Origin of the sequence: Citrobacter sp. MGH106, from assembly GCF_001037495.1 — a bacterium.
Lineage (GTDB): Bacteria > Pseudomonadota > Gammaproteobacteria > Enterobacterales > Enterobacteriaceae > Citrobacter > Citrobacter murliniae.
Map to the genome: position 1 here is coordinate 3,504,465 of NZ_KQ089822.1, position 19,656 is coordinate 3,524,120.

At 45.6% G+C, this 19,656-nt stretch carries 17 protein-coding genes and 1 tRNA gene; 1 reads left to right on the forward strand and 17 read right to left on the reverse strand.

Annotated elements, in window-relative coordinates; translation table 11 throughout:
* Positions 1-6: 6 nt before the first annotated feature.
* The 15 genes from SK36_RS16415 to proB form a co-directional block, all read right to left on the reverse strand.
* Positions 7-795 carry a hypothetical protein gene (locus SK36_RS16415; protein ID WP_003838766.1) on the reverse strand — a complete coding sequence of 263 codons (789 nt, stop codon included), beginning with the start codon at positions 793-795 and terminating at the stop codon, positions 7-9.
* 3 nt (positions 796-798) lie between these two features.
* Entirely contained in the window at positions 799-1,980 is a 1,182-nt protein-coding gene (locus tag SK36_RS16420; RefSeq protein WP_048222002.1) for a tyrosine-type recombinase/integrase, read from the reverse strand.
* 164 nt (positions 1,981-2,144) lie between these two features.
* Positions 2,145-2,220: transfer RNA gene (locus SK36_RS16425), tRNA-Thr, on the reverse strand.
* A 253-nt stretch (positions 2,221-2,473) separates the two neighbouring features.
* Positions 2,474-2,938: a methyltransferase family protein gene (locus tag SK36_RS16430; protein ID WP_048222003.1), complete on the reverse strand. Its 465-nt coding sequence runs from the start codon at positions 2,936-2,938 to the stop codon at positions 2,474-2,476.
* A 267-nt stretch (positions 2,939-3,205) separates the two neighbouring features.
* Complete coding sequence (locus tag SK36_RS16435) at positions 3,206-4,654, reverse strand: EAL domain-containing protein (RefSeq protein WP_048222004.1); 1,449 nt, start codon at positions 4,652-4,654, stop codon at positions 3,206-3,208.
* A gap of 342 nt (positions 4,655-4,996) precedes the next feature.
* Positions 4,997-5,470 carry a hypothetical protein gene (locus tag SK36_RS16440; protein ID WP_048222005.1) on the reverse strand — a complete coding sequence of 158 codons (474 nt, stop codon included), beginning with the start codon at positions 5,468-5,470 and terminating at the stop codon, positions 4,997-4,999.
* A complete protein-coding gene (locus tag SK36_RS16445) occupies positions 5,445-6,182 on the reverse strand; it encodes a winged helix-turn-helix domain-containing protein (RefSeq protein WP_048222006.1) in 738 nt (245 codons plus the stop codon). Before SK36_RS16445 ends, SK36_RS16440 begins: the two co-directional genes overlap by 26 nt.
* A gap of 143 nt (positions 6,183-6,325) precedes the next feature.
* Positions 6,326-7,021 carry a fimbrial biogenesis chaperone gene (locus SK36_RS16450; protein ID WP_048222007.1) on the reverse strand — a complete coding sequence of 232 codons (696 nt, stop codon included), beginning with the start codon at positions 7,019-7,021 and terminating at the stop codon, positions 6,326-6,328.
* Complete coding sequence (locus SK36_RS16455) at positions 7,018-8,634, reverse strand: hypothetical protein (RefSeq protein ID WP_048222008.1); 1,617 nt, start codon at positions 8,632-8,634, stop codon at positions 7,018-7,020. The genes SK36_RS16450 and SK36_RS16455 overlap by 4 nt, the downstream gene beginning before the upstream one ends.
* A gap of 4 nt (positions 8,635-8,638) precedes the next feature.
* Positions 8,639-11,131 carry a CS1-pili formation C-terminal domain-containing protein gene (locus SK36_RS16460; RefSeq protein WP_048222789.1) on the reverse strand — a complete coding sequence of 831 codons (2,493 nt, stop codon included), beginning with the start codon at positions 11,129-11,131 and terminating at the stop codon, positions 8,639-8,641.
* A gap of 58 nt (positions 11,132-11,189) precedes the next feature.
* Positions 11,190-11,867 carry an EcpB family pilus assembly chaperone gene (locus SK36_RS16465; RefSeq protein ID WP_045440260.1) on the reverse strand — a complete coding sequence of 226 codons (678 nt, stop codon included), beginning with the start codon at positions 11,865-11,867 and terminating at the stop codon, positions 11,190-11,192.
* 52 nt (positions 11,868-11,919) lie between these two features.
* Positions 11,920-12,507, reverse strand: coding sequence for a common pilus major fimbrillin subunit EcpA (ecpA, locus tag SK36_RS16470; protein WP_045440258.1), 588 nt, complete (start codon positions 12,505-12,507; stop codon positions 11,920-11,922).
* Positions 12,508-13,101: 594 nt separating this feature from the next.
* Complete coding sequence (locus SK36_RS16475) at positions 13,102-13,821, reverse strand: Crp/Fnr family transcriptional regulator (protein WP_048222009.1); 720 nt, start codon at positions 13,819-13,821, stop codon at positions 13,102-13,104.
* Positions 13,822-14,100: 279 nt separating this feature from the next.
* Complete coding sequence (proA, locus tag SK36_RS16480; RefSeq protein ID WP_045440254.1) at positions 14,101-15,354, reverse strand: glutamate-5-semialdehyde dehydrogenase; 1,254 nt, start codon at positions 15,352-15,354, stop codon at positions 14,101-14,103.
* Between the two features lie 11 nt (positions 15,355-15,365).
* Complete coding sequence (gene proB, locus SK36_RS16485; RefSeq protein WP_045440251.1) at positions 15,366-16,469, reverse strand: glutamate 5-kinase; 1,104 nt, start codon at positions 16,467-16,469, stop codon at positions 15,366-15,368.
* A 290-nt stretch (positions 16,470-16,759) separates the two neighbouring features.
* Between proB and phoE the strand changes: the two genes are divergently transcribed.
* On the forward strand, positions 16,760-17,815 hold the full coding sequence (gene phoE / locus SK36_RS16490; protein ID WP_048222010.1) for a phosphoporin PhoE: 1,056 nt from the start codon (positions 16,760-16,762) through the stop codon (positions 17,813-17,815).
* 56 nt (positions 17,816-17,871) lie between these two features.
* Here the strand turns inward: phoE and crl are convergent, their stop codons facing one another.
* Together crl and frsA are read right to left on the reverse strand one after the other, a co-directional pair.
* Positions 17,872-18,273, reverse strand: coding sequence for a sigma factor-binding protein Crl (gene crl, locus SK36_RS16495; RefSeq protein WP_045440244.1), 402 nt, complete (start codon positions 18,271-18,273; stop codon positions 17,872-17,874).
* Between the two features lie 57 nt (positions 18,274-18,330).
* Positions 18,331-19,575 carry an esterase FrsA gene (gene frsA / locus SK36_RS16500; protein ID WP_045440242.1) on the reverse strand — a complete coding sequence of 415 codons (1,245 nt, stop codon included), beginning with the start codon at positions 19,573-19,575 and terminating at the stop codon, positions 18,331-18,333.
* Between the last annotated feature and the right edge of the window lie 81 nt (positions 19,576-19,656).

Here is a 19,656-nt window from a genome sequence, read left to right on the forward strand (position 1 = left end):
AAATTGTTAATTTTTTGTAAATGATGGTTTCTTGAATATAGATGATATTAGTTTGCTAATAATTGGGTGTGATAGCGGAGGCTCTTTTTTATCAGGCCAAAATTCCTCAGCCCGACTAAAGATAAGGTCAGCAAGGGCTGCTGCATTTTCCTTTCGGTATGCCATATCCTCTTTATAAAGATATAATGCTACACTTAGAATCTCATTTCTCTTGGTAGCATGTCTTTCTTGCTGTGCAATTGATAACGATTTATATTTATCATTAGAAACATCATCATTTAATATTAGATGCAATTTCTTTACATCTTCCCGCTCCAGGTACGCATCTCCCTCATATCCAAACCCATCATCATTTTTCCAGTCAATTTGAATATATTTGACCATTTCAGAATAGGTGGTACCAGCAGGAGATAACAATGATGGGTACTCCGGGAACTGCCCCTCATAAAAAACGAAATCACTTTTAACTTTTGGTGGCATTTGGAAATAGCCTTTTGTACTCGCCAGCACTAGTTTTTTATCTTTTTTAACTTCATTAATCTTAATCAAACTAAACTCAGATATATAACTAAAACCATCTTTGTCTTTTTTCAAAGAGTTTATATTCTGAATAAAGGAGTCCACATCTCTTACTTTATGCTTTGAAAAAGACCATCGCCCACACATTCTTAGCGACAATGGAATGTCTTTTTCATCCGCAATATAAATAACATCTTGCTCATCGCAGCCCAATATTTTAGCGGTCTCACTAATGCTATAATGAGTTCGATGAAGCTTGAGAGTATTATTTGCCATTACTCAAGACTCCGTTCCACCAATAAAATCACTGTACCATTGCATCATTTCCCGACGCCCCTCAAGATACTGAGCATGATTGTATATCCCCCGAATAGCATTTTTATCCAAATGTGCAAGCTGGGTTTCAATCCATGCACTATTGAAGCCTTTTTCATGCAAAATAGTGCTCATTGTGTGTCTGAAGCCATGGCCAGTAACACGGCCAGCATATCCAATACGCTTAAAGACCTGATTAATACTGGCCTCACTCATGCACTTACTTGGATCGTTACGCCCAGGAAACATCAAAGGATAGTTTCCAGTCAGTTCTTTTAAGGTTTGAAGATGGACTAATGCTTGATTTGAAAGCGGCACAATATGAGCACGTCGCATTTTCATACGTTCTTTGGGAATCTCCCACACCGCATTATCAAAATCCACCTCACGCCACTCACCTGCTCTTAGCTCTCCTGTTCTTAGCCCCGTCAGGATAAGTAAATGTGCCCCCAGCAATACAATTGGGCTTCCTGAATAAGCGTTAAGGGCAGTAAAGAACTCCGGCAGCTCGTTGGCTTTGAGGAATGGATAGTGGACTGCTTCATGTCCTTGCATCGCACTGGCAAGATCCGGTGCAGGATTGTAGATTGCTCTACCCGTTACGATGGCATAGCGGAAAACTTCACCGCATCGCTGACGGACTTTCTTCGCTTTCTCCATAGCGCCTCGTGCTTCTATCAACCTCAGTACTTCAAGTAGTTCTAGGGGCTGAATATCAGCTATAGGCCTGTGTCCAATATGCGGGAAAATGTCTTTCTCAAACGCCTCAATGATGTCTGAAGCATAGCCCTCAGACCATTTGGGAGATTTCATTTTGTGCCACTCTAACGCCACTTCTCTGAATGGGTTAAGTGTCTCGATCGCTGCGTTTAAAGCATGCTTCTTTGCTTTTTTCACTTCGCCAGGATCTTCACCTGCTGCGAGTAGTTTCTTTGCATCTTCGCGTTTTTGTCTGGCATCTGCGAGGGTGACTGTTGGATAGACACCAAAGGACAAGCGCTTCTCTTTACCAGCAAAACGGTACTTCATACGCCAGTAACGCGAGCCATTAGGTTCAATCTGAAGGTACAGGCCACCTCCATCAGATAGCTTATAGCTCTTCTCTTTTCCTTTAGCGGCTTCAACCTTGCGGGCATTCAGCATCATTGGGGGCACATTTCCTAGACCGAACAGAACATGCCCCCGATTGTGCCCCCAATTGTATGTTGATTTCAAGAGATAGGGGTTGACATCAAATGACGAAAAATCGCGTAATATCTATGTTTTTAAAGGGTTTTATTGATTTGAGATGACTTGGAAATACTAAGGGATGGTGCCGATAATAGGAGTCGAACCTACGACCTTCGCATTACGAATGCGCTGCTCTACCAACTGAGCTATATCGGCCCTGAAAAGGACATGTCCACGAATGTGAGCACGGGGTAGAAGGTTAAAACTAACCGGGCGACGCGTCAATGGCCTTGCGAATCAAACGCCTATTTTTGCATCACCCGGTTTCAATTACGCACGAATCGTGTCGTCACAAAGCCTACCCATTTGTATATGGTCAGTGCTTCCACACACGCCATCGCAGACACAGCGGAGCGCTTGCATCACTTTTCCCATTGGCAATAGCTATATTCGAGATCACCGGGTATTACTATAACCAACGACGAACTTGCCGTTCATAATGTTCCCATTCCAGCCCGAAATGTTTTCGCAGTTGTTCCTCTTCAAAATCGATATGCAATCTGGCAACTACCAGCATAAACAGCGGTACAGCCAGTATCCCGGCAATGCTCCCGACACAGAGAGCAAAGGCCAACTGGAGTCCACTCATACCAAGGTAGATCGGGTTGCGGCTCCAGGCGTAACATCCGCTGGTAACAAGCGTGGTCGATTTTTCTGCATGAAGCGGGTTGAGCGTCGTACGTTTCATCCGCATCTGCCACGCGGTATGAAGTATCATCGCCAGACTGACAACCGCCAGCAATACGCTTAACGCGGCATTCACCGCACCGAAAGAAAAACGCTGGCTCAGCGTCAACGCATCCGCGACGAGGAATAGTACTAAAATAAGCGGTGGCGGAAACCATACTCTTAATTTTATCAGGAAATTACGCATGGCTACGGGCTAACCTCGGGACTTTAGCGATTAACACATACACAGCTATGAATAACCCGTTTGGGATAAATAAACAAATGATGCTTCGCTCGCAACAGGATATCTCCTTAACCAGACAGGCAAAACCTATCGTGCCTGTCTCTGCAAAAAAACCGCACCGGAGGCATTTGCCCCTGATGCTCCGGAAATAAAAATAGTGTAGATAACCATACGGCTTTTAACACACGCACGTACTAAGTCTTATGCCCTTCTCATTCCCGAAAGGCTCTACGTTGAGAAAGTGGAGTCAGACACTGATTCAAACATACTTACAGACTGCTTGTAATACCGGATAAAATCATCAAACGTCACTGGCGGTAAAAATTGATAACCCTGCAGGTAATCAACATTATTTTTTCCCAGCCACTGCTGCTGATAGCCGTATTCAACGCCCTCCGCGACCATACGCAATCCCAATAGTCCGGAAAGGTGAATGATTGACTCGAGCATAGGAATATGTTGCTCAACCTCTTTAATAGCCTTGATGAACGTTTTGTCAATTTTTATAACATCAAGTTCTAACTCATTGAGATAGCAGAGGTTAGCGTATCCAGTCCCAAAATCATCTAAAGCAAACAGCACCCCTCTGTTTCTCAGTGATCGTATCAGCTCTTTGATTGCCGGAGTGATAGTGAGGGTCTGGTTTTCGGTTATTTCAATCATCAATTTAATCGGTAGCCTTTGCGTTATTTCCATGAAATTAAGGCATTCCCAATAAAAGACGGGGTTGCTTAAACCAGATGGACTAACATTAAATGAGACGAATAGAGTTTTATTGATACCCTCACCTCCATCGACCAGTACACGCGCAACGGTGGTCATTAAATAGCTCGTCAGCTCATTAATTAAACCACTTTTCTCTGCCAGCGGAATAAACTCACGCTGAGAAATGGCATAGTTATGCCCCTGTGGCCAGCGAGCTAAAACCTCAACGCCACAGACGTCCCCACTAATATTTACGATGGGTTGAAAATAAGGAATGATTTCTTCATTCCTTATTGCCATACTCAGTCTACTAGAATCTGAGGCATCATATGCATCGCCGTAAATTATATTTTCTTCAGAATGACTGTTTGTCGGATAATCTTCATGCAATAAATTATTCCTGGTCAAAAAAATGACAACCTCATTAAAATGAGAAAATCCTAGTCGGGCAGTAATTCTTTCCCGATATCGATACACTGACTTAATTGTTAGCGAGTTAGCAATACAGAAATCGTGCAACTTTTCTTTTGTGAATGATGCATACAGCATTTCCTCTTCAAATTCAGTCAAATGAAAAGTAAACATTGTTGAACCTTTAGTGACTTCCACAACCTCATTGGGTTCCATTAGATTGGCTCTTAGCTGAGAAATCAATTGATCCGACAACTCCCGTCCATTAATAAAGGCATACTCCTCGTACCCCCGATTAACAGGACGGGTTTCATTCATCCGAAGAACAATGCAATTTATATTGATAAACTGTGTACTGTTTCTCTGGAACCACTTTCTGACCAGGAATAATGGTAACCGGTTATCGATAACCAGCAAACAGGACGGATATTGTAGAGTAACTGACGGCGTACCAGAAATAAATGTCCGCGCATCGACCAACACCAGATTTGGCAACCATGCTTTTATTCCTGAGAAAAGAAAAATATCATAACTGAGCAGAAAAACCTTTTTCGTATTCATAGTTACCACCAACTTAAATTTATGGCATAGCAGGTCCCTCGTTTTATAAACGAGAGAATATACAACACCTTCAGCCTCCAGCAATTATAATGCGATTCGCAAATTAACTTTATCCATAAGTCATATCACGTAGTTTCAGAGTTTATAATCACGATTATCCACATGAGTATTCCCAACAAATGGTAAGGCCATTTTAAATATTAAAAAAGGAAAATTCCTAATGTTTTATAAGTACAAATCCTTTTACTCACTTTCACAGCAAGGCAAAATAAAAAACCACAATTCAAACAGCAACAAAATATACAACCACAAACAACCGTGGAAATAATACTTTATTGCAATTCATGCTGCCCGACAAACCATGAGCGTACGTCGCAGATCTCTTATCGCATAAACATTTCCCGCGATATGAATGATCTTGTAATAGAAAATATCCTGACGTGACATGAGCAGGTCTGTAACTTCATCAGGGACATTATCATTTTTATTTTTGACAGTGGCCACGCGGCGGGTCTGTAGGTATCCATCGCGATCTTTACCTATAAAGTTCAATTCGACATTACGATCTACGGCGTAATGTTTACCCTGAACATTAAGGCTTCCCACCTGAGATACCCTCCCTTTTGTAGCGGAAGAAATACGAAAAACCAGCAGAACTTCACCTTCAATCTTTACACCCTGAGTTTGCGCCTCCAGATGCAGATAATTTTTGGCAGAACAGGTCAGCGTCTCCGAATCATGATGATGATAAAGATAGAATGCTGCTATTATTGCAAGGATGCCCCCCACACTAATAAATAAAGTTTTCGCATTCATGGGCAGCACCTCCTTTACCTAGCGAACAAATTCCGAGAAAGTTCTCTTTAAGAGAGTTACCTGCTGATAAATTATTGTCATCATAAAAAACAATCGTTTTCTTACCATCATGACAAACCGCATTCACTTTTCGCCACATATCAGAAGATAAAAACGCTTTAGTTTTATCAGCGTTATTGTCATCTGCAGTATAAAGTTCACAATCACCTATTGCCCTAATATAGATAAAATTCGTGGTGCCTGAATTAAAAACTGGCAATATGAAAAAAATACTCCCAAGTAAAAAAAATAATAAAATGAGCAGCATAATATTTTTACGCTTAGGTCTTACGGATGAGATCACTTTTTCCGTTTCAGATACCAAACTCACAACTTCATCCCCACTGGAAGATGCCGATTCGTCGCAGATCGAAGCATGGAACAAAAATCCCTGCCGGGGCAGCGTTTCAATGGGATTTCCCGCCCCCAACTCACTAAAGGCTTTTCGCAAAATACTGATACTTTTATTAAGACTATGACCCGATGGAGCCATACCATGCTTTTCCCATACTTCTTCAATGATAAAATCGCGATGGAGTTGTTGATTTTTATGGGCAATGAATAACTCAAGTAGTCTCACTGTAGACGCCGAAAGGATTATTGTAGTATCGCGATGTTTCAGGCTTTTGCTGGTGGAATCATACTCAACCTGATCATTAATTATACTTTTCATACTACTGGCTCTTAAATACCGTGATATTGAAAACAAATAACCATAGCCTCATCTGTGCTGAGCTGATTACTACATTTTATATAGATGGTTACAGTATAGGTTCAATATCTAATCATGGCATATCAGATCAGACTCAATGCTAACTATTGATTGAGTTTGAAGCACCCCTGGCCCACAGGTATGTATTTCTGCAGCGCAACGATAAATTTTCGGTTTTTTGATTTCAGTTCGTTACTATGCCAGCTTTCCCCCGGTAACACATAACGCATGGTGGCTTCATCATCGGTTGAGTTGCACCCCTGGTGTATGATGATTTTAAAAAAAGTATTCCCGGTGTTTTTCAGTGTCCCGTTTGCCTCATCAATGGTATAAGCCAGATTCATTTCCCTTGGGCGAACAACCAATATTGTGTCCATAGCGATGACAGGGAGAGCCTGCCCTCCTTTCTCTTGATTACGCTCGATAAACAACGTTATCGGCATTTCGCGAAACAGAATTCGGTAATAGCGTTCTTTATCATCCTGCGGACCACGGTAGAAAATCTTAAAAAACTCGCTCGCCTGCGGTGCCAGTGAAAAACTCAGCGGTGTAAACAGAAGTTCGCCTTCAGCAATGGCACTTCTGTTTTCACCTCCCGGTCCCGGTTTATCAATTTTTACTGCGCCAATACTATACAAATTCTGTTTCTGGCTATCGTTATAGATTCGTTTGCTGATAAACGATTTATCCGATGGCATCTCATAAATAGTCGACTCCAGGTAGACAGCCTGTGCGGAGAATGCAGCCAGCCCGGAAAGAAAGATAAATGCCCATCTAAGTGCCAGACGGCAGTGGCTCATGGCGTCACTCCCACCCAATTCGCCGTTACTTTTATCTCACCACTGGCACTGACGACACCTTCCCAGTCTGTACCGGTAACGGTTAACATCGAACGCGAATCATTCATTGGGAAAAGCAACTTCAAATCAGTAGCATAGTAACTTCCGTCATCGTTGTTATTTGCGTCCCAGGGCGTCTGTTGCCACTGCGCATCACTCATGTTGATTGCCGCTTCACTACAGCTATTTCGTTTCTGCACCACGCCCCCCGATTGACTGTTGTACTGAAGAAAGGCGGGGATTGGGACGGACAGTCCTCCTTGCGTGGAGGTAAACAGGCAGTAAGGCACGCTATTTATCGTCGTACTCTCCCCGATAACTTGTGCCGTAATGCTATCGGCCTGACGGGGACCCGAGACGGTTACGGTGTAATCCATTTCAATAGGAGCGGCATCGCCAATCGTGCCACTGCCGCTCGCAGAAGCGGTGTTATCCGAAGAGATGATACTGATCCCATACTCCTTCGGCACAATATTGAGCTGTAGCGAAGGGGTAAACTGGTAGTGCCCTGACTCTGGTGTTAGGCTATTATAAAAACCGAAGGTAAACGGTTGACTGTTAGTAATGCTGATACCTGAATCAACGAGATTTTTCAGAAATGCTTTCGACAGAAAAATATAAATGTACTCTCCAGAAGTCGTGAAAACGTTGGAATAAACAGTTGAAGTATTATAGTTATACCAGTTTGAACCATTCCCGGAGTATCTCACTGTGGCCGCTCCTGGTGTAAAACCAAGCATCGCCGTGTCAACATAAGCGCGAAATGTTAAGTAGGTGGTTAGGTTTGCCGTTTGTTGCAGGTTAAAACTCACCATTTTGCAAATCACGCCGTCTGTGCTACCTACCACGCCAAGCTCGCAATAACCGGAGTCTTTGGTAATGCTCGGGGTACCGTCGCTGGCAACCCAAAGTTCTTGAAATGCATTAGTCGAAACAAGTGACAGATGCCCGCGTTTGGTTAACGTGTAATTAACGTAATTCCATAATCCAGTGGATTGGTCTTTGCAGCGTTGCCCGGAAGAATAATCATAATTTACAGAAGTATAACAGCGGTTGAACACATAGGTTTCGCTGCTACCGGTAGGCACATTACGAAAGTATTCATAGGCAGTATCAGTCAGAGAGGCGAATCCGTAGGCGCCACCAATAACGCCGGCGACAGACCCTACTTGCGCATGATAAAAACCGTTTTTGTCAGTGCCTTGCCCGGCAATAAACCCAGTTGATGGACACTGGGTGCCACTATAACAACGGATCCCCCGAAAAGGTCCATTAATCGGGGAATTATCAATCCACATGTCCTGATAATAATTTCCAGGCGCAGTCCAGCCGACAAAACCTAAATACCCGAGACTCACCTGAGAGGTACCGTATTTTATCCACGTGTTTGACCCGCTGAAACGCGGATCGAGTAACGAGGGGGTAATAAAGTATTCACTATCAATGGCATTTTCAATAAACAAATAGTTATTACTGACTGAGCCGGAAGAGATTGCATTCAAAGCCAAAGCAGGCACAGGCGCGAAACTCCCCACAGCACAGATTACAGTAGCTAATTTAATTAATACTTTCATTTTATTACCTCTGCGCCATCGTGGTTTGCGTTGCACATTTCACATCACCAACCCACGCTGCACCGCGTGTTTTTTCCAAATCGAGATCGGCTTCGCATATGCTGCCATTGGCTGAAATTAACGTAATGACCGGATACTTCTTATCGATATCGATAGCAAACTCACCCTTTTCATCCGTACGCGTTTTACCGATGTGGTTATGGATATCGGTATTTGCAGCCAACTGCCCATTGGGGTAACGAATACGCCCGAATACGGTGACCATGCTTTTCACTTCAGGGTTGATAACACCCACGTTGCCCGGATATAGCGTCAGTTCCTGCTTACGCCCTGAAACAATATCGAAGCTATCTTCAGAGTTTTTATCATTGAGGATCTCCAGCTTGTACCGAGCATAAGGCGGCAGTGCAATGAAATTTGATTTGCCGCTGAGAATATAATTACGGTTATTAATCTTCGCAGCCAGTTTCCCCTCGCCGGTCAAATCTGTTTTCACAATGACGCCAGACCGCTGCCTCTCTTTACTCAGACCAAAATCTTTACCTGCCCACGCCAGGGAACCTTGAGAAGAGAAGTTCATATTGGTGGAGTTGTCTGCGGAACGCGTTACCGATACGGTGCCTGCGTTATATTTCGTGTCATAACTCAGATTCCCGTTTATAGAGTAATTGTTATCGTAATACTGTTCACCACTCAGACGTGTTGATGCCGACAATCCGACCGACTTAATGGGGCCTTCAGCATACTGCTTTCGTGCACTGAGATTACCCTGGGTGCTGCCATAGCGATCCCGGGAGACCCCCATGCTCAACCACGAAGCCAACGGTAACGATAAATCCAGGCTGACATAACGTTCCTGACGTCCATCGTCATTTCGGTTGTTGTAGTAATAGCGTTGAATACCTGCACGTAACCCAACTGAGGCATATCTGCCAGAATAAAGGGTTGTGCTGTAGTCCAGGTTACGGTATTTATTTCCCGAGTAACGATTCTCCGTCTGACTAACAGTAAGCGAGCCTCCATGAGGAATAAACTTTCCGAGGTTAAGAGTTCCACCAATGGAATAATTGTCACGCTCCTGCATGGGCAGACGATCGCCAATTTTACTATCTTCACGAGATGCCCAAAGAGAACCATATCCCTCAGGTACATTGAGATTGATGTTACTGATGTTTCGCCATGACGAATCGTTCGCCACCAGCGTCTGATTGCCAATGCTTACGTATTCATTCACATTGAGCGTGACGTCCGTTTCATTGACCATATTATTGTCAAAGCCGTAGATCGTCGATTTCAGACCTAATCCCGACAATATCGCCAGCGTCACCGATGCAGCCCCTCCGGCAATCCAGGTCTGCTCACTGCCCAAATCCCGATAATGGTTACGTTTATAGCTCACACGGTCGTAATCCAGTGAGCCACCAAAAATCTGCCATGAGAGCTGATCAATTCCGGCAGCTTGTTGACGTGCAAAGATTTTATTAACCCGGCTAATACGACTATTAATTGTCCGGCCATTAACCACGATATCTACCGTGACGTCATAAACACCATACGGAAAACGACTAGTATCAATTTCATAGCTGCCCATATTAAAGTTCTGTACGCTGAGCAAACGCCCGTCACGGAATACATGAACTTCACCAGCTGCTGGCAAAAATACGGTGATCGGTGTGAGCGAAAGCGCGGTATTTTCAACAACGGTACTTCCTTTGTTTCCGTAGCTCACGCCATAAATTTTACCGCCATTAAGCGCATTCAGGCTGGCAATCGACTGGACATTCCAGGTGTCCAGCATCCCTAGCGCCAGTCGATACCCTTCATAATCGCGCTCATACATCGCACGGTATAGTTTACTGGTACCATTGCTGTCACCTATGCCGTAGAACGAACCATTAATGTTGATATGGTGTTCACGCAGCGATGTTGTGTTGTCCATCGTCAGATAGCTGCGGGTACTGCTGCCGTTACGATAATCGTTGTAGTAAGAACCAAAGTTATAGTTCAGGACGTTAGAGAGAGAGTCCACGCTGGAAGGTCCAAGCAGACTGCTTCGCGCGACAATCGCTTCAGTTAAGGCATCTTTGCTGACAATCATCTCCAGGTGAAATGAAGAGACATTGAGTTGCAGGCGCGCGTCATCTGATAGCCCTATATTCGTGTTATCATGAAATTTCACATCACGAATTTTTTCCACCATCGCGCGTGTTTTTCCAGATAACACCGCATTATTAGGCAATTCAGCGAGAGTCAGAGCTTTTACTGTAATATTGCCATCAACAAGCGAAATCACCGCATCGGCAATTTTTTGCTGACTTTTCTCGTCAGTCTCGTTGTAACGAATATATACCGGCACCGTCATTCCCTGCTCCAGTGAACGGGCGAAAGCGCTGGGAATAACGTAATTGCCCACTTTTACTGGGGCTGCATGTGAAAATCCTGGTGTCAGCGCAAGAAAAAAACAAATGCTACCGCCGACAATATTTGTTGTTGTCATATGCATCCTTACATTCCGGTATTTTTATTTATCCCGTACAGATGGCTGCTATTGACCATCACTTCACTGTAATAAACTGCTTACCGTGCCAGATACCGATGCGTGAACGACTATTGCTAATGTCGGTAAACTGTAATTTTATTTTCGTACCAGGCATAATGTAATAACGTTCGCGACAGCCTCGCCCCTGATCACGAGCCTTATCCTTACAAGCCCCATAGGCGATCACGCGAAACGAAACATTGCCAGTATTGGTAATAACGTCGCCATTTCGGCTATATTCAAAATGTTCTTTTCGCGGAGCGACCACCAGGATAGTGCCAATTTCAGCTGACGCTGTTGCAACAGCCATTTTATTTGCCCGAGTTTCCGCGCTCTCGGTCACCGGTTCATCTACCCATTGCAGACGATAATAACGCTCAATATCATCTGCTGGCCCTTTATAAAAAAAGCGAAACACATCCTTCGCCTGACCAGGGAGAATTAGATTGGCTGGTGTAGAGAGTAATTCTCCGGAATTAACAGGTTTTATTTCGACACCACCCGCCAAAGGAGATGACAATTGTTTTACCGAAACGCTGACATAACGTGCCGAGTCTGTCGTATTGGTAATTTCTTTCGATAATGAACTCTCAGCAGAAGTCATTATCGATGTGATTTCACCGACATTAATTGCCCATCCGGGAAAAGATGCTACTAACCCTACCAACATTGCTGCCGGTAAATATTTTTTCATGACACCATTCCTGATAAATTCGGGAGAAAAAATTCTCCCGAATTTTTATTGCTTAGGCAGCCGGAGTCGTCCAGGTTGCATTGAACTGTACTTTTACATCACCAGTCCAATAACCGTCCGGCAGTTCAGAGTAATCCGTTACCTGCGTACTACCATTGGAAGTCGCTGACGCGATGGTGAATTTGAAGTTGGATTGATCGCTGACACGGGCGGTGCCGTTATAAGCACCATCAGCCATCAGGCTTTCAAGACCAGAAGTTGAGCTGGAGTTTACCAGGACAGTATCTGATGCATTAGTCAGCGCGGTGCCATTCCATGCCACCCCTACGTTCAGTGTAGAAGCATCACCACTGGCGTTGGTCAGAGTGTTGCTAATGATCTGAGCTGTCAGCTCAAAATCAGTTGCCGTCTCCTGACCCTGAATGGTCACATCAAAAGCACCGTCTTGAGAGTTGAATGCATTCAGTCCTTCAGCATACTGGAAAGTCAAAGAGTTCAGCGGGGTGACAACCAACATGCTGGTGGTATCTTTTGTTGCCGTCGCGTCCCACGAGGCCGTTGCAGAAGCAGTAACATCTGCCATTGCATTTGCCGCAACAAATACAGAAGCCAGAGAGGTTACTAATAATAATTTTTTCATTTTTATCTTCTCCTAAGAACAAACTCACCACCGAGTCTTATTATTAAGTCACTCCAGCGGTTCCATTAATTGCGAGCCAGAATTGCCGCGCCAAAAAATTATCAGTTGAATCAAATAACATCTCAACAAACCCTGAAACGCAAAATTACAAAAAAAATAAGAATTTTCCCGCAAAAAAACTCTCTAAGAAGTTTCCTAAGACATAATTACTCATAACACACCAAATTTCAGAATTATCATCCGAGAAAATAAGAAATGCCAAACAATTTATCTTTTTTATATTTTTGATAAATATCAAAAAGATCATACAAATATAATCCCATCAAAATCCTTACAAAACATAAAGATAATTAACACCTCCATGCTTTCTCTATAATGCTTATTATTTGTTGCAATTATGATAAATTTTTAACCCAACAAGAAAATTCTCATGAAATATTTAGATGAGGGGAATATTCTTATAAAAAAGACGATAACCTGTAGGATTAGTATTCGAATTGATAATTATTTCACAAAAATAAAACTAGGAATTTTCCACATAAATAGAATATTCCTAGTGTATCAAGAGATAAATAATGCCCGGCGAAGAGAGATTTAGCTAAAACCTTTTAAACCCAGATAACTATTTATAGTTACCGTGCGTACCCGATGTAAGGTAATCAAATTTTGTTGTTCGAGTGATTTTAATGAGCGGCTGACAGTTTCAATTTTTAGATCGAGATAGCTGGCAATTTCCTCCCGAGAGAATGGCAACTTAAGCGTCGTTTCTGGCCTGCCAATCCGTAAATGCATCTCGTAAAACTCCACCAGGAAAGCAGCAATTCTGGCCTCAGCGTGTTTATTTGCGTAACGCCGCCTTTTTTCAACAATGAATCCATTATCCCTGCAGAGAAACTTGATGACTGCCGCAGCAACTGAAGTGTCCTTTTCTGCTACCTTGAACAACCGCGCAATATCAATATGGCATACCTCTGCAGCCGTTGCGGCCTTGATAGTTGTCAGATACGTTCTGCCTTCAACAGCATCCAGCGCCATAATATCTCCCGGAACATAAAAGCGACTGATAAAAACGTTATCGCCACATTCCACGCTGGACTTGCAGTACCCCTCATGAATAACAAAAAACATGTCCGCAGCTTCATCCTGCCGAGCAATTGTGTCACCCGCTTTAAACTTTCTTCTTTTGTCTATTAATCTATATTCATTATCACGATCAATCGCCGATCCCTTTGGACACAGCGAGCAATGGCGGGGGGGAAACGGGTTGCCGAGCGGCACAACAGGAATGCTATGTTTGTGAATATCCGATTTCACGCAACAACTCCTCATAAAAATGAGACTGATTCTAATAGATCGGACCATGGAAACAATACATGAACCGCAGGTCAGGAAAATTCATGCCTGCGCGAGAAAATTCTGTGAAATATTACCTTTCTGACACAGAGGAGAGCATGGATAAAAATCCGTCTGGATGGGATGATTAATAAAATGCAGAACTAAAACAAATGCGGATTAGGGGTAAAAGGTAAAACTAACCGGGCGATGCATTAACCTTGCGAATCAAACGCCTATTTTTGCATCACCCGGTTTCAATTACGCACGAATCGTGTCGTCACCAAAGCCTACCCACTTGTATGTGGTCAGCGCTTCCAGCCCCATCGGGCCACGCGCGTGTAATTTTTGCGTACTTACGGCGACTTCTGCGCCCAGTCCAAACTGGCCACCGTCGGTGAAACGGGTAGAGGCGTTAACATACACAGCGGAAGAGTCCACTTCATTAACGAAACGATCGGCATTACGCAGGGTTCGCGTCAGGATCGCATCGGAATGCTGAGTACCGTGCTCACGGATATGGGCGATGGCATCATCCAGATCGGTAACGATTTTCACGTTCAGATCCAGCGACAGAAATTCATCATCGTACTCTTGCGCTTTTACCGCCACCACGTTGGCAGGTCCCGCTTGCAGTGATGCCAGCGCCGCCTCGTCTGCATGTAACGTCACACCGCTTTCCGCCATCTGCTTGCTCAGCGCAGGCAGAAAACGTTCAGCGATATTCTGATGCACCAGCAGCGTTTCAACGGTATTACAGGTGCTTGGACGCTGGGTTTTAGCGTTAACAATAATCTTCAGCGCCGGTGCTATCTCAGCGCTATCATCAACATAGATATGACAGACACCAATTCCGCCAGTGATTACCGGGATCGTCGACTGCTCGCGACATAGCTTGTGCAAGCCCGCGCCACCGCGAGGGATCAGCATATCGATATACTTATCCATACGCAGCATTTCAGTGACCAGAGCTCGATCCGGGTTATCAATCGACTGTACGGCCGCTGCCGGTAAGCCACAGGCTTCCAGCGCCTTCTGAATCACCGCGACGGTCGCCGCATTAGTGCGGTAAGTCTCTTTCCCGCCACGCAGGATCGCCGCATTGCCTGTTTTCAGGCACAGAGAGGCCACATCAACCGTCACGTTAGGACGAGCTTCATAAATCACGCCAATTACGCCCAGAGGAACGCGGCGGCGCTCCAGACGCAGGCCGCTATCCAGCAGACCACCGTCCATCACCTGCCCTACCGGGTCTGCGAGATTACAGACCTGGCGTACATCGTCAGCGATCGCTTTCAGACGCGCGGGAGTCAACGCCAGGCGGTCAAGCATCGCCTCGCTCAGACCGTTTTCACGTGCCTGATCGACATCCTGCTTGTTCGCACTGAGTATGCTTTCCGTTTGTGCTTCCAGTTCATCAGCAATTTTTTCCAGCACGCGGTTTTTTTCGCGGCTGGAGAGTAGCGCCAGTTTGTATGACGCTGCTTTGGCAGCAATGCCCATTTTTTCCAGCATATGCCTGCTCCTTAACGGGTGATCATATCATCGCGATGGACGGCAACCGGGCCGTATTCATAGCCAAGAATCGCGTCAATCTGTTGTGAGTGGTGTCCGGCAATACGGCGTAGCGCGTCGCTGTTATAGCGGGTAACTCCGTGGGCAATATCACGCCCTTCGAGATTGCAGATACGAATCACTTCACCACGAGAAAAGTTACCTGTCACGCTTTTAATACCTTTTGGCAGTAATGAACTACCGCGCTCCAGAATGGCTGAGGTTGCGCCTTCATCGACGGTAATTTCCCCAGCAGGTGGAGCACCAAAAATCCAGCGTTTACGGTTCTCCAGCGGAGAGGCCTGGGCATGAAAACGTGTGCCGACGGAAATACCTTCCATCACATCGCCAATGACGCCAGGCTTGCTGCCCGCGGCAATAATGGTATCGATGCCGGCGCGGCAGGCAACGTCTGCAGCCTGGAGCTTAGTGCCCATGCCGCCCGTTCCCAGACCAGAAACACTGTCCCCGGCAATGGCACGCAGCGCATCATCAATGCCGTGAACATCTTTAATCAGTTCTGCCTGCGGGTTGGTACGTGGGTCAGCAGTAAACAGCCCCTGCTGATCGGTGAGCAGCAGCAGCTTATCGGCCCCGGCCAGAATCGCCGCCAGCGCCGAGAGGTTGTCATTGTCACCGACTTTAATTTCCGCGGTCGCAACAGCGTCATTCTCATTGATGACGGGAACAATGTTGTTATCCAGCAACGCGCGCAACGTATCGCGGGCGTTAAGGAAACGCTCTCTGTCTTCCATATCCGCACGCGTCAGCAGCATCTGCCCGATATGGATACCGTAAATCGAAAACAGCTGTTCCCACAGTTGAATCAATCGGCTTTGCCCTACCGCCGCCAACAACTGTTTAGAAGCAATGGTTGCCGGGAGTTCTGGATAACCAAGATGCTCACGTCCGGCGGCAATAGCGCCCGAGGTAACGATAACAATGCGATGCCCTGCGGCATGTAACTGCGCACACTGGCGAACCAGTTCTACGATGTGGGCACGGTTCAGACGGCGCGATCCGCCTGTTAACACACTGGTGCCAAGTTTTACCACCAGCGTCTGGCTGTCACTCATGATTCTCTGCCATTCAAAATTGGGGAAAATGATATCAAACGAACGTTTTAGCAGGACTGGCCCCGGTTGCCAACAACCAGCGCACAAAGCATGAAATTTTATTGCGCAGGATCAGCAAGCGTAGCGGCAGACTTTGACGCATTTATTACAGAAATAAAAAAACATCCTTTTTTAAAAATATTCTTACTTTGTCATAAAACGTTCATTCCCGGACGATAAAAACCATCCTGTTTTTAAACGGGGATCACACCCAGAAAAATTTAAGCGCGTACTTTAAATCAGGAATGAAAATGAAAAAGAGCACTCTGGCATTAGTGGTGATGGGTATTGTTGCATCGACATCTGTACAGGCAGCAGAAATCTATAACAAGAACGGGAATAAACTGGATTTGTATGGCAAGGTAAAAGCCATGCACTACATGACGGATTATGACAGCAAAGACGGCGATCAGAGCTATATCCGTTTAGGTTTTAAAGGCGAAACGCAAATTAACGATCAACTGACGGGTTATGGTCGTTGGGAAGCAGAGTTCGCGGGCAATAAAGCCGAAAGCGATTCAAACCAGCAAAAAACGCGTCTGGCCTTCGCCGGTCTGAAATTAAAAAATCTCGGTTCCTTTGATTATGGCCGTAATCTGGGCGCGCTGTACGACGTAGAAGCGTGGACGGATATGTTCCCGGAATTCGGTGGCGACTCTTCCGCACAGACCGATAACTTCATGACCAAGCGCGCCAGCGGCCTGGCGACTTACCGTAACACAGACTTCTTCGGCGTTGTAGATGGTCTGGATCTCACCCTGCAATACCAGGGCAAAAACCAGGACCGCGATGTGAAGAAACAAAACGGTGATGGTTTTGGTACTTCTGTGACCTACGACTTTGGCGGCAGCGATTTCGCTATCAGCGGCGCTTACACCAATTCCGATCGTACGAATCAGCAAAATCTGCAAAGCCGCGGGACAGGTGATAAAGCGGAAGCCTGGGCCACGGGCTTAAAATATGATGCCAACGATATTTATATTGCGACAATGTATTCTGAAACACGCAATATGACACCTATTTCCGGTGGCTTTGCCAACAAAACACAAAACTTCGAAGCGGTTGTCCAGTATCAATTTGACTTTGGTCTGCGTCCGTCACTAGGTTATGTGTTGTCGAAAGGCAAAGATATTGAAGGCGTAGGCAATGAAGATCTGGTGAATTATATCGATGTTGGTGCAACATATTATTTCAACAAAAATATGTCGGCCTTTGTTGATTATAAAATCAACCAGCTGGATAGCGATAATAAGCTGGCCATCAACAACGATGATATCGTCGCGGTGGGTATGACCTACCAGTTCTGATATAGCATAAAAAATGCCGGATGGGGTTGCGCCGCCATCCGGCATTTTACTGTTCATTATGCCGTTAATTTAACCGGTTCATCCTTAAAATCGTCAGCAGGTTCCAGCGCCAGATTCAGCGACGTTAACAGCCCACGCAATTTTTCATGGAACTCACGCAAGGTGTATTCCAGCCGCTCTACCACTTCAGTCTCTTTAATCGGCACGGCAGTCCAGTTGCCGTCTTTATCAAACAAACCAAACTGGTAGCTGTACGTAAAGCGTTTTTCCTGTGCCTCCAGCTCCATCCACCAGCCCCAGAATTCACGTTTCTCCGGTGCGGGTTTCACGTTGACGCAAACAGCCAGACAATCGAAAAAAAACCGATTATCTTCGCACTGCCCTTCCCGGATGTACGGGCCAAGCGCGGTGAATTTCTTGATCAATCTACTTTTCGGGTGCCCACTCGGTAACGTCATTGCGATCTCCTTAGGTGAAGCAACTGTTTTACCAAATCAATAAAATTTAGCAATCTATTAACACAATCTATGATTGATCCACCCGGTTATTTCTTGCAACGCTTTGTCAAAATTCCGATACACCGGATTGAACGGGATCTCCAGTAGCTTACCGTCAGAAGATGAAGATGCGATTAAGCGAGACTCCTCTTCCGGGCTGAACGGATCGTTTTTCCAGAATCCCGAAAGCATCGGTGTTGGGCAGCGTCTTCCCAGCAGGCCTTGTACTTTTAATGAATAGCGATTTAGCTCAACCCGCAGCGCTTCATCTGAGGCATCGTGCATACCCAGGCGACTGGCCAACACGTCAAGATACATTTCAGGAACAGAAGCCTGACGCTGTGGGTCACTGAGCAGCGCATGAACCACCGGCCCAAGGCAGGCCACCGCTTTCAGGCGCGAAGGTTCAAGATACGCCAGGCGTACTGCCACGTTAGCGCCAAAGCGAAAACCAAACGCAGCTACACGGGTATGATCCACCCACGGAATATTAGGCAGTGCTTTTAAAACATGCTGATGAAGCAGACTGGAATCCTGTGTCAGTTTCCATTTAGATGAGAATCCGACCGAAGGCATGTCCAGCGTCAGCATCGCAATACCACGTGGGGCGAAATAGCGCTCATACAGGGTGTAGTAGTCCGTTTGCATTGAATCCAGACCACCGCACATCAATACGGTCGGGAACGGACCGTCACCTTTTGGCATATGTAAAAATGCCGTGATGGGCGCGCCGCCAGTGACGGCAAATTCCATTTCACGCAGTGTGCCGGGCAAGCGCTGAGCTGCCTCTTCATAGGCGCGATTCGCGAGGGCCTGAGCTTGTTCTGCCAGCTCGTCGCCTTTCAGGTGCGGATAAGCAGCAATGTTGTACAGCGTGGATGCGTGCAACCAGTGGCGTCCGCTAATTTGTGGGTCCTGTTCCTGGGCGGCTTTTTGTTGCCAGTCCATCGCCTGCTTTGCCCACTCATATATCCAGTTCCCACCACGGTAACCAATTACCGTGTCGTAGAGCTCTTTATCCGTGCGCTCCGCTTCGCTCATGACGATACGAGCCTGCACTTCAAGGATTTCACGCGGATCGACACCACGCCAGATCCACATCAGACGGTTAACCATGCGATACCAGTGCGGGATTGTTTTTCCATCCAGAGCCGATTGCACGGACGGCTGCGCACCGTGATTAAAACGACGAACAAGCGTTGACGTTTCAGGGTGTTTGAAGCGGGGTTTAAACAGAACTTCGCTGAGGTTAGCCTGTGACATTCTTGCGGCCTCCATGAATACTCACTAAGGCGCATTGTAACCTGATGGGGCTTAATAAAGAACAACGCCCGGCATGGCCAG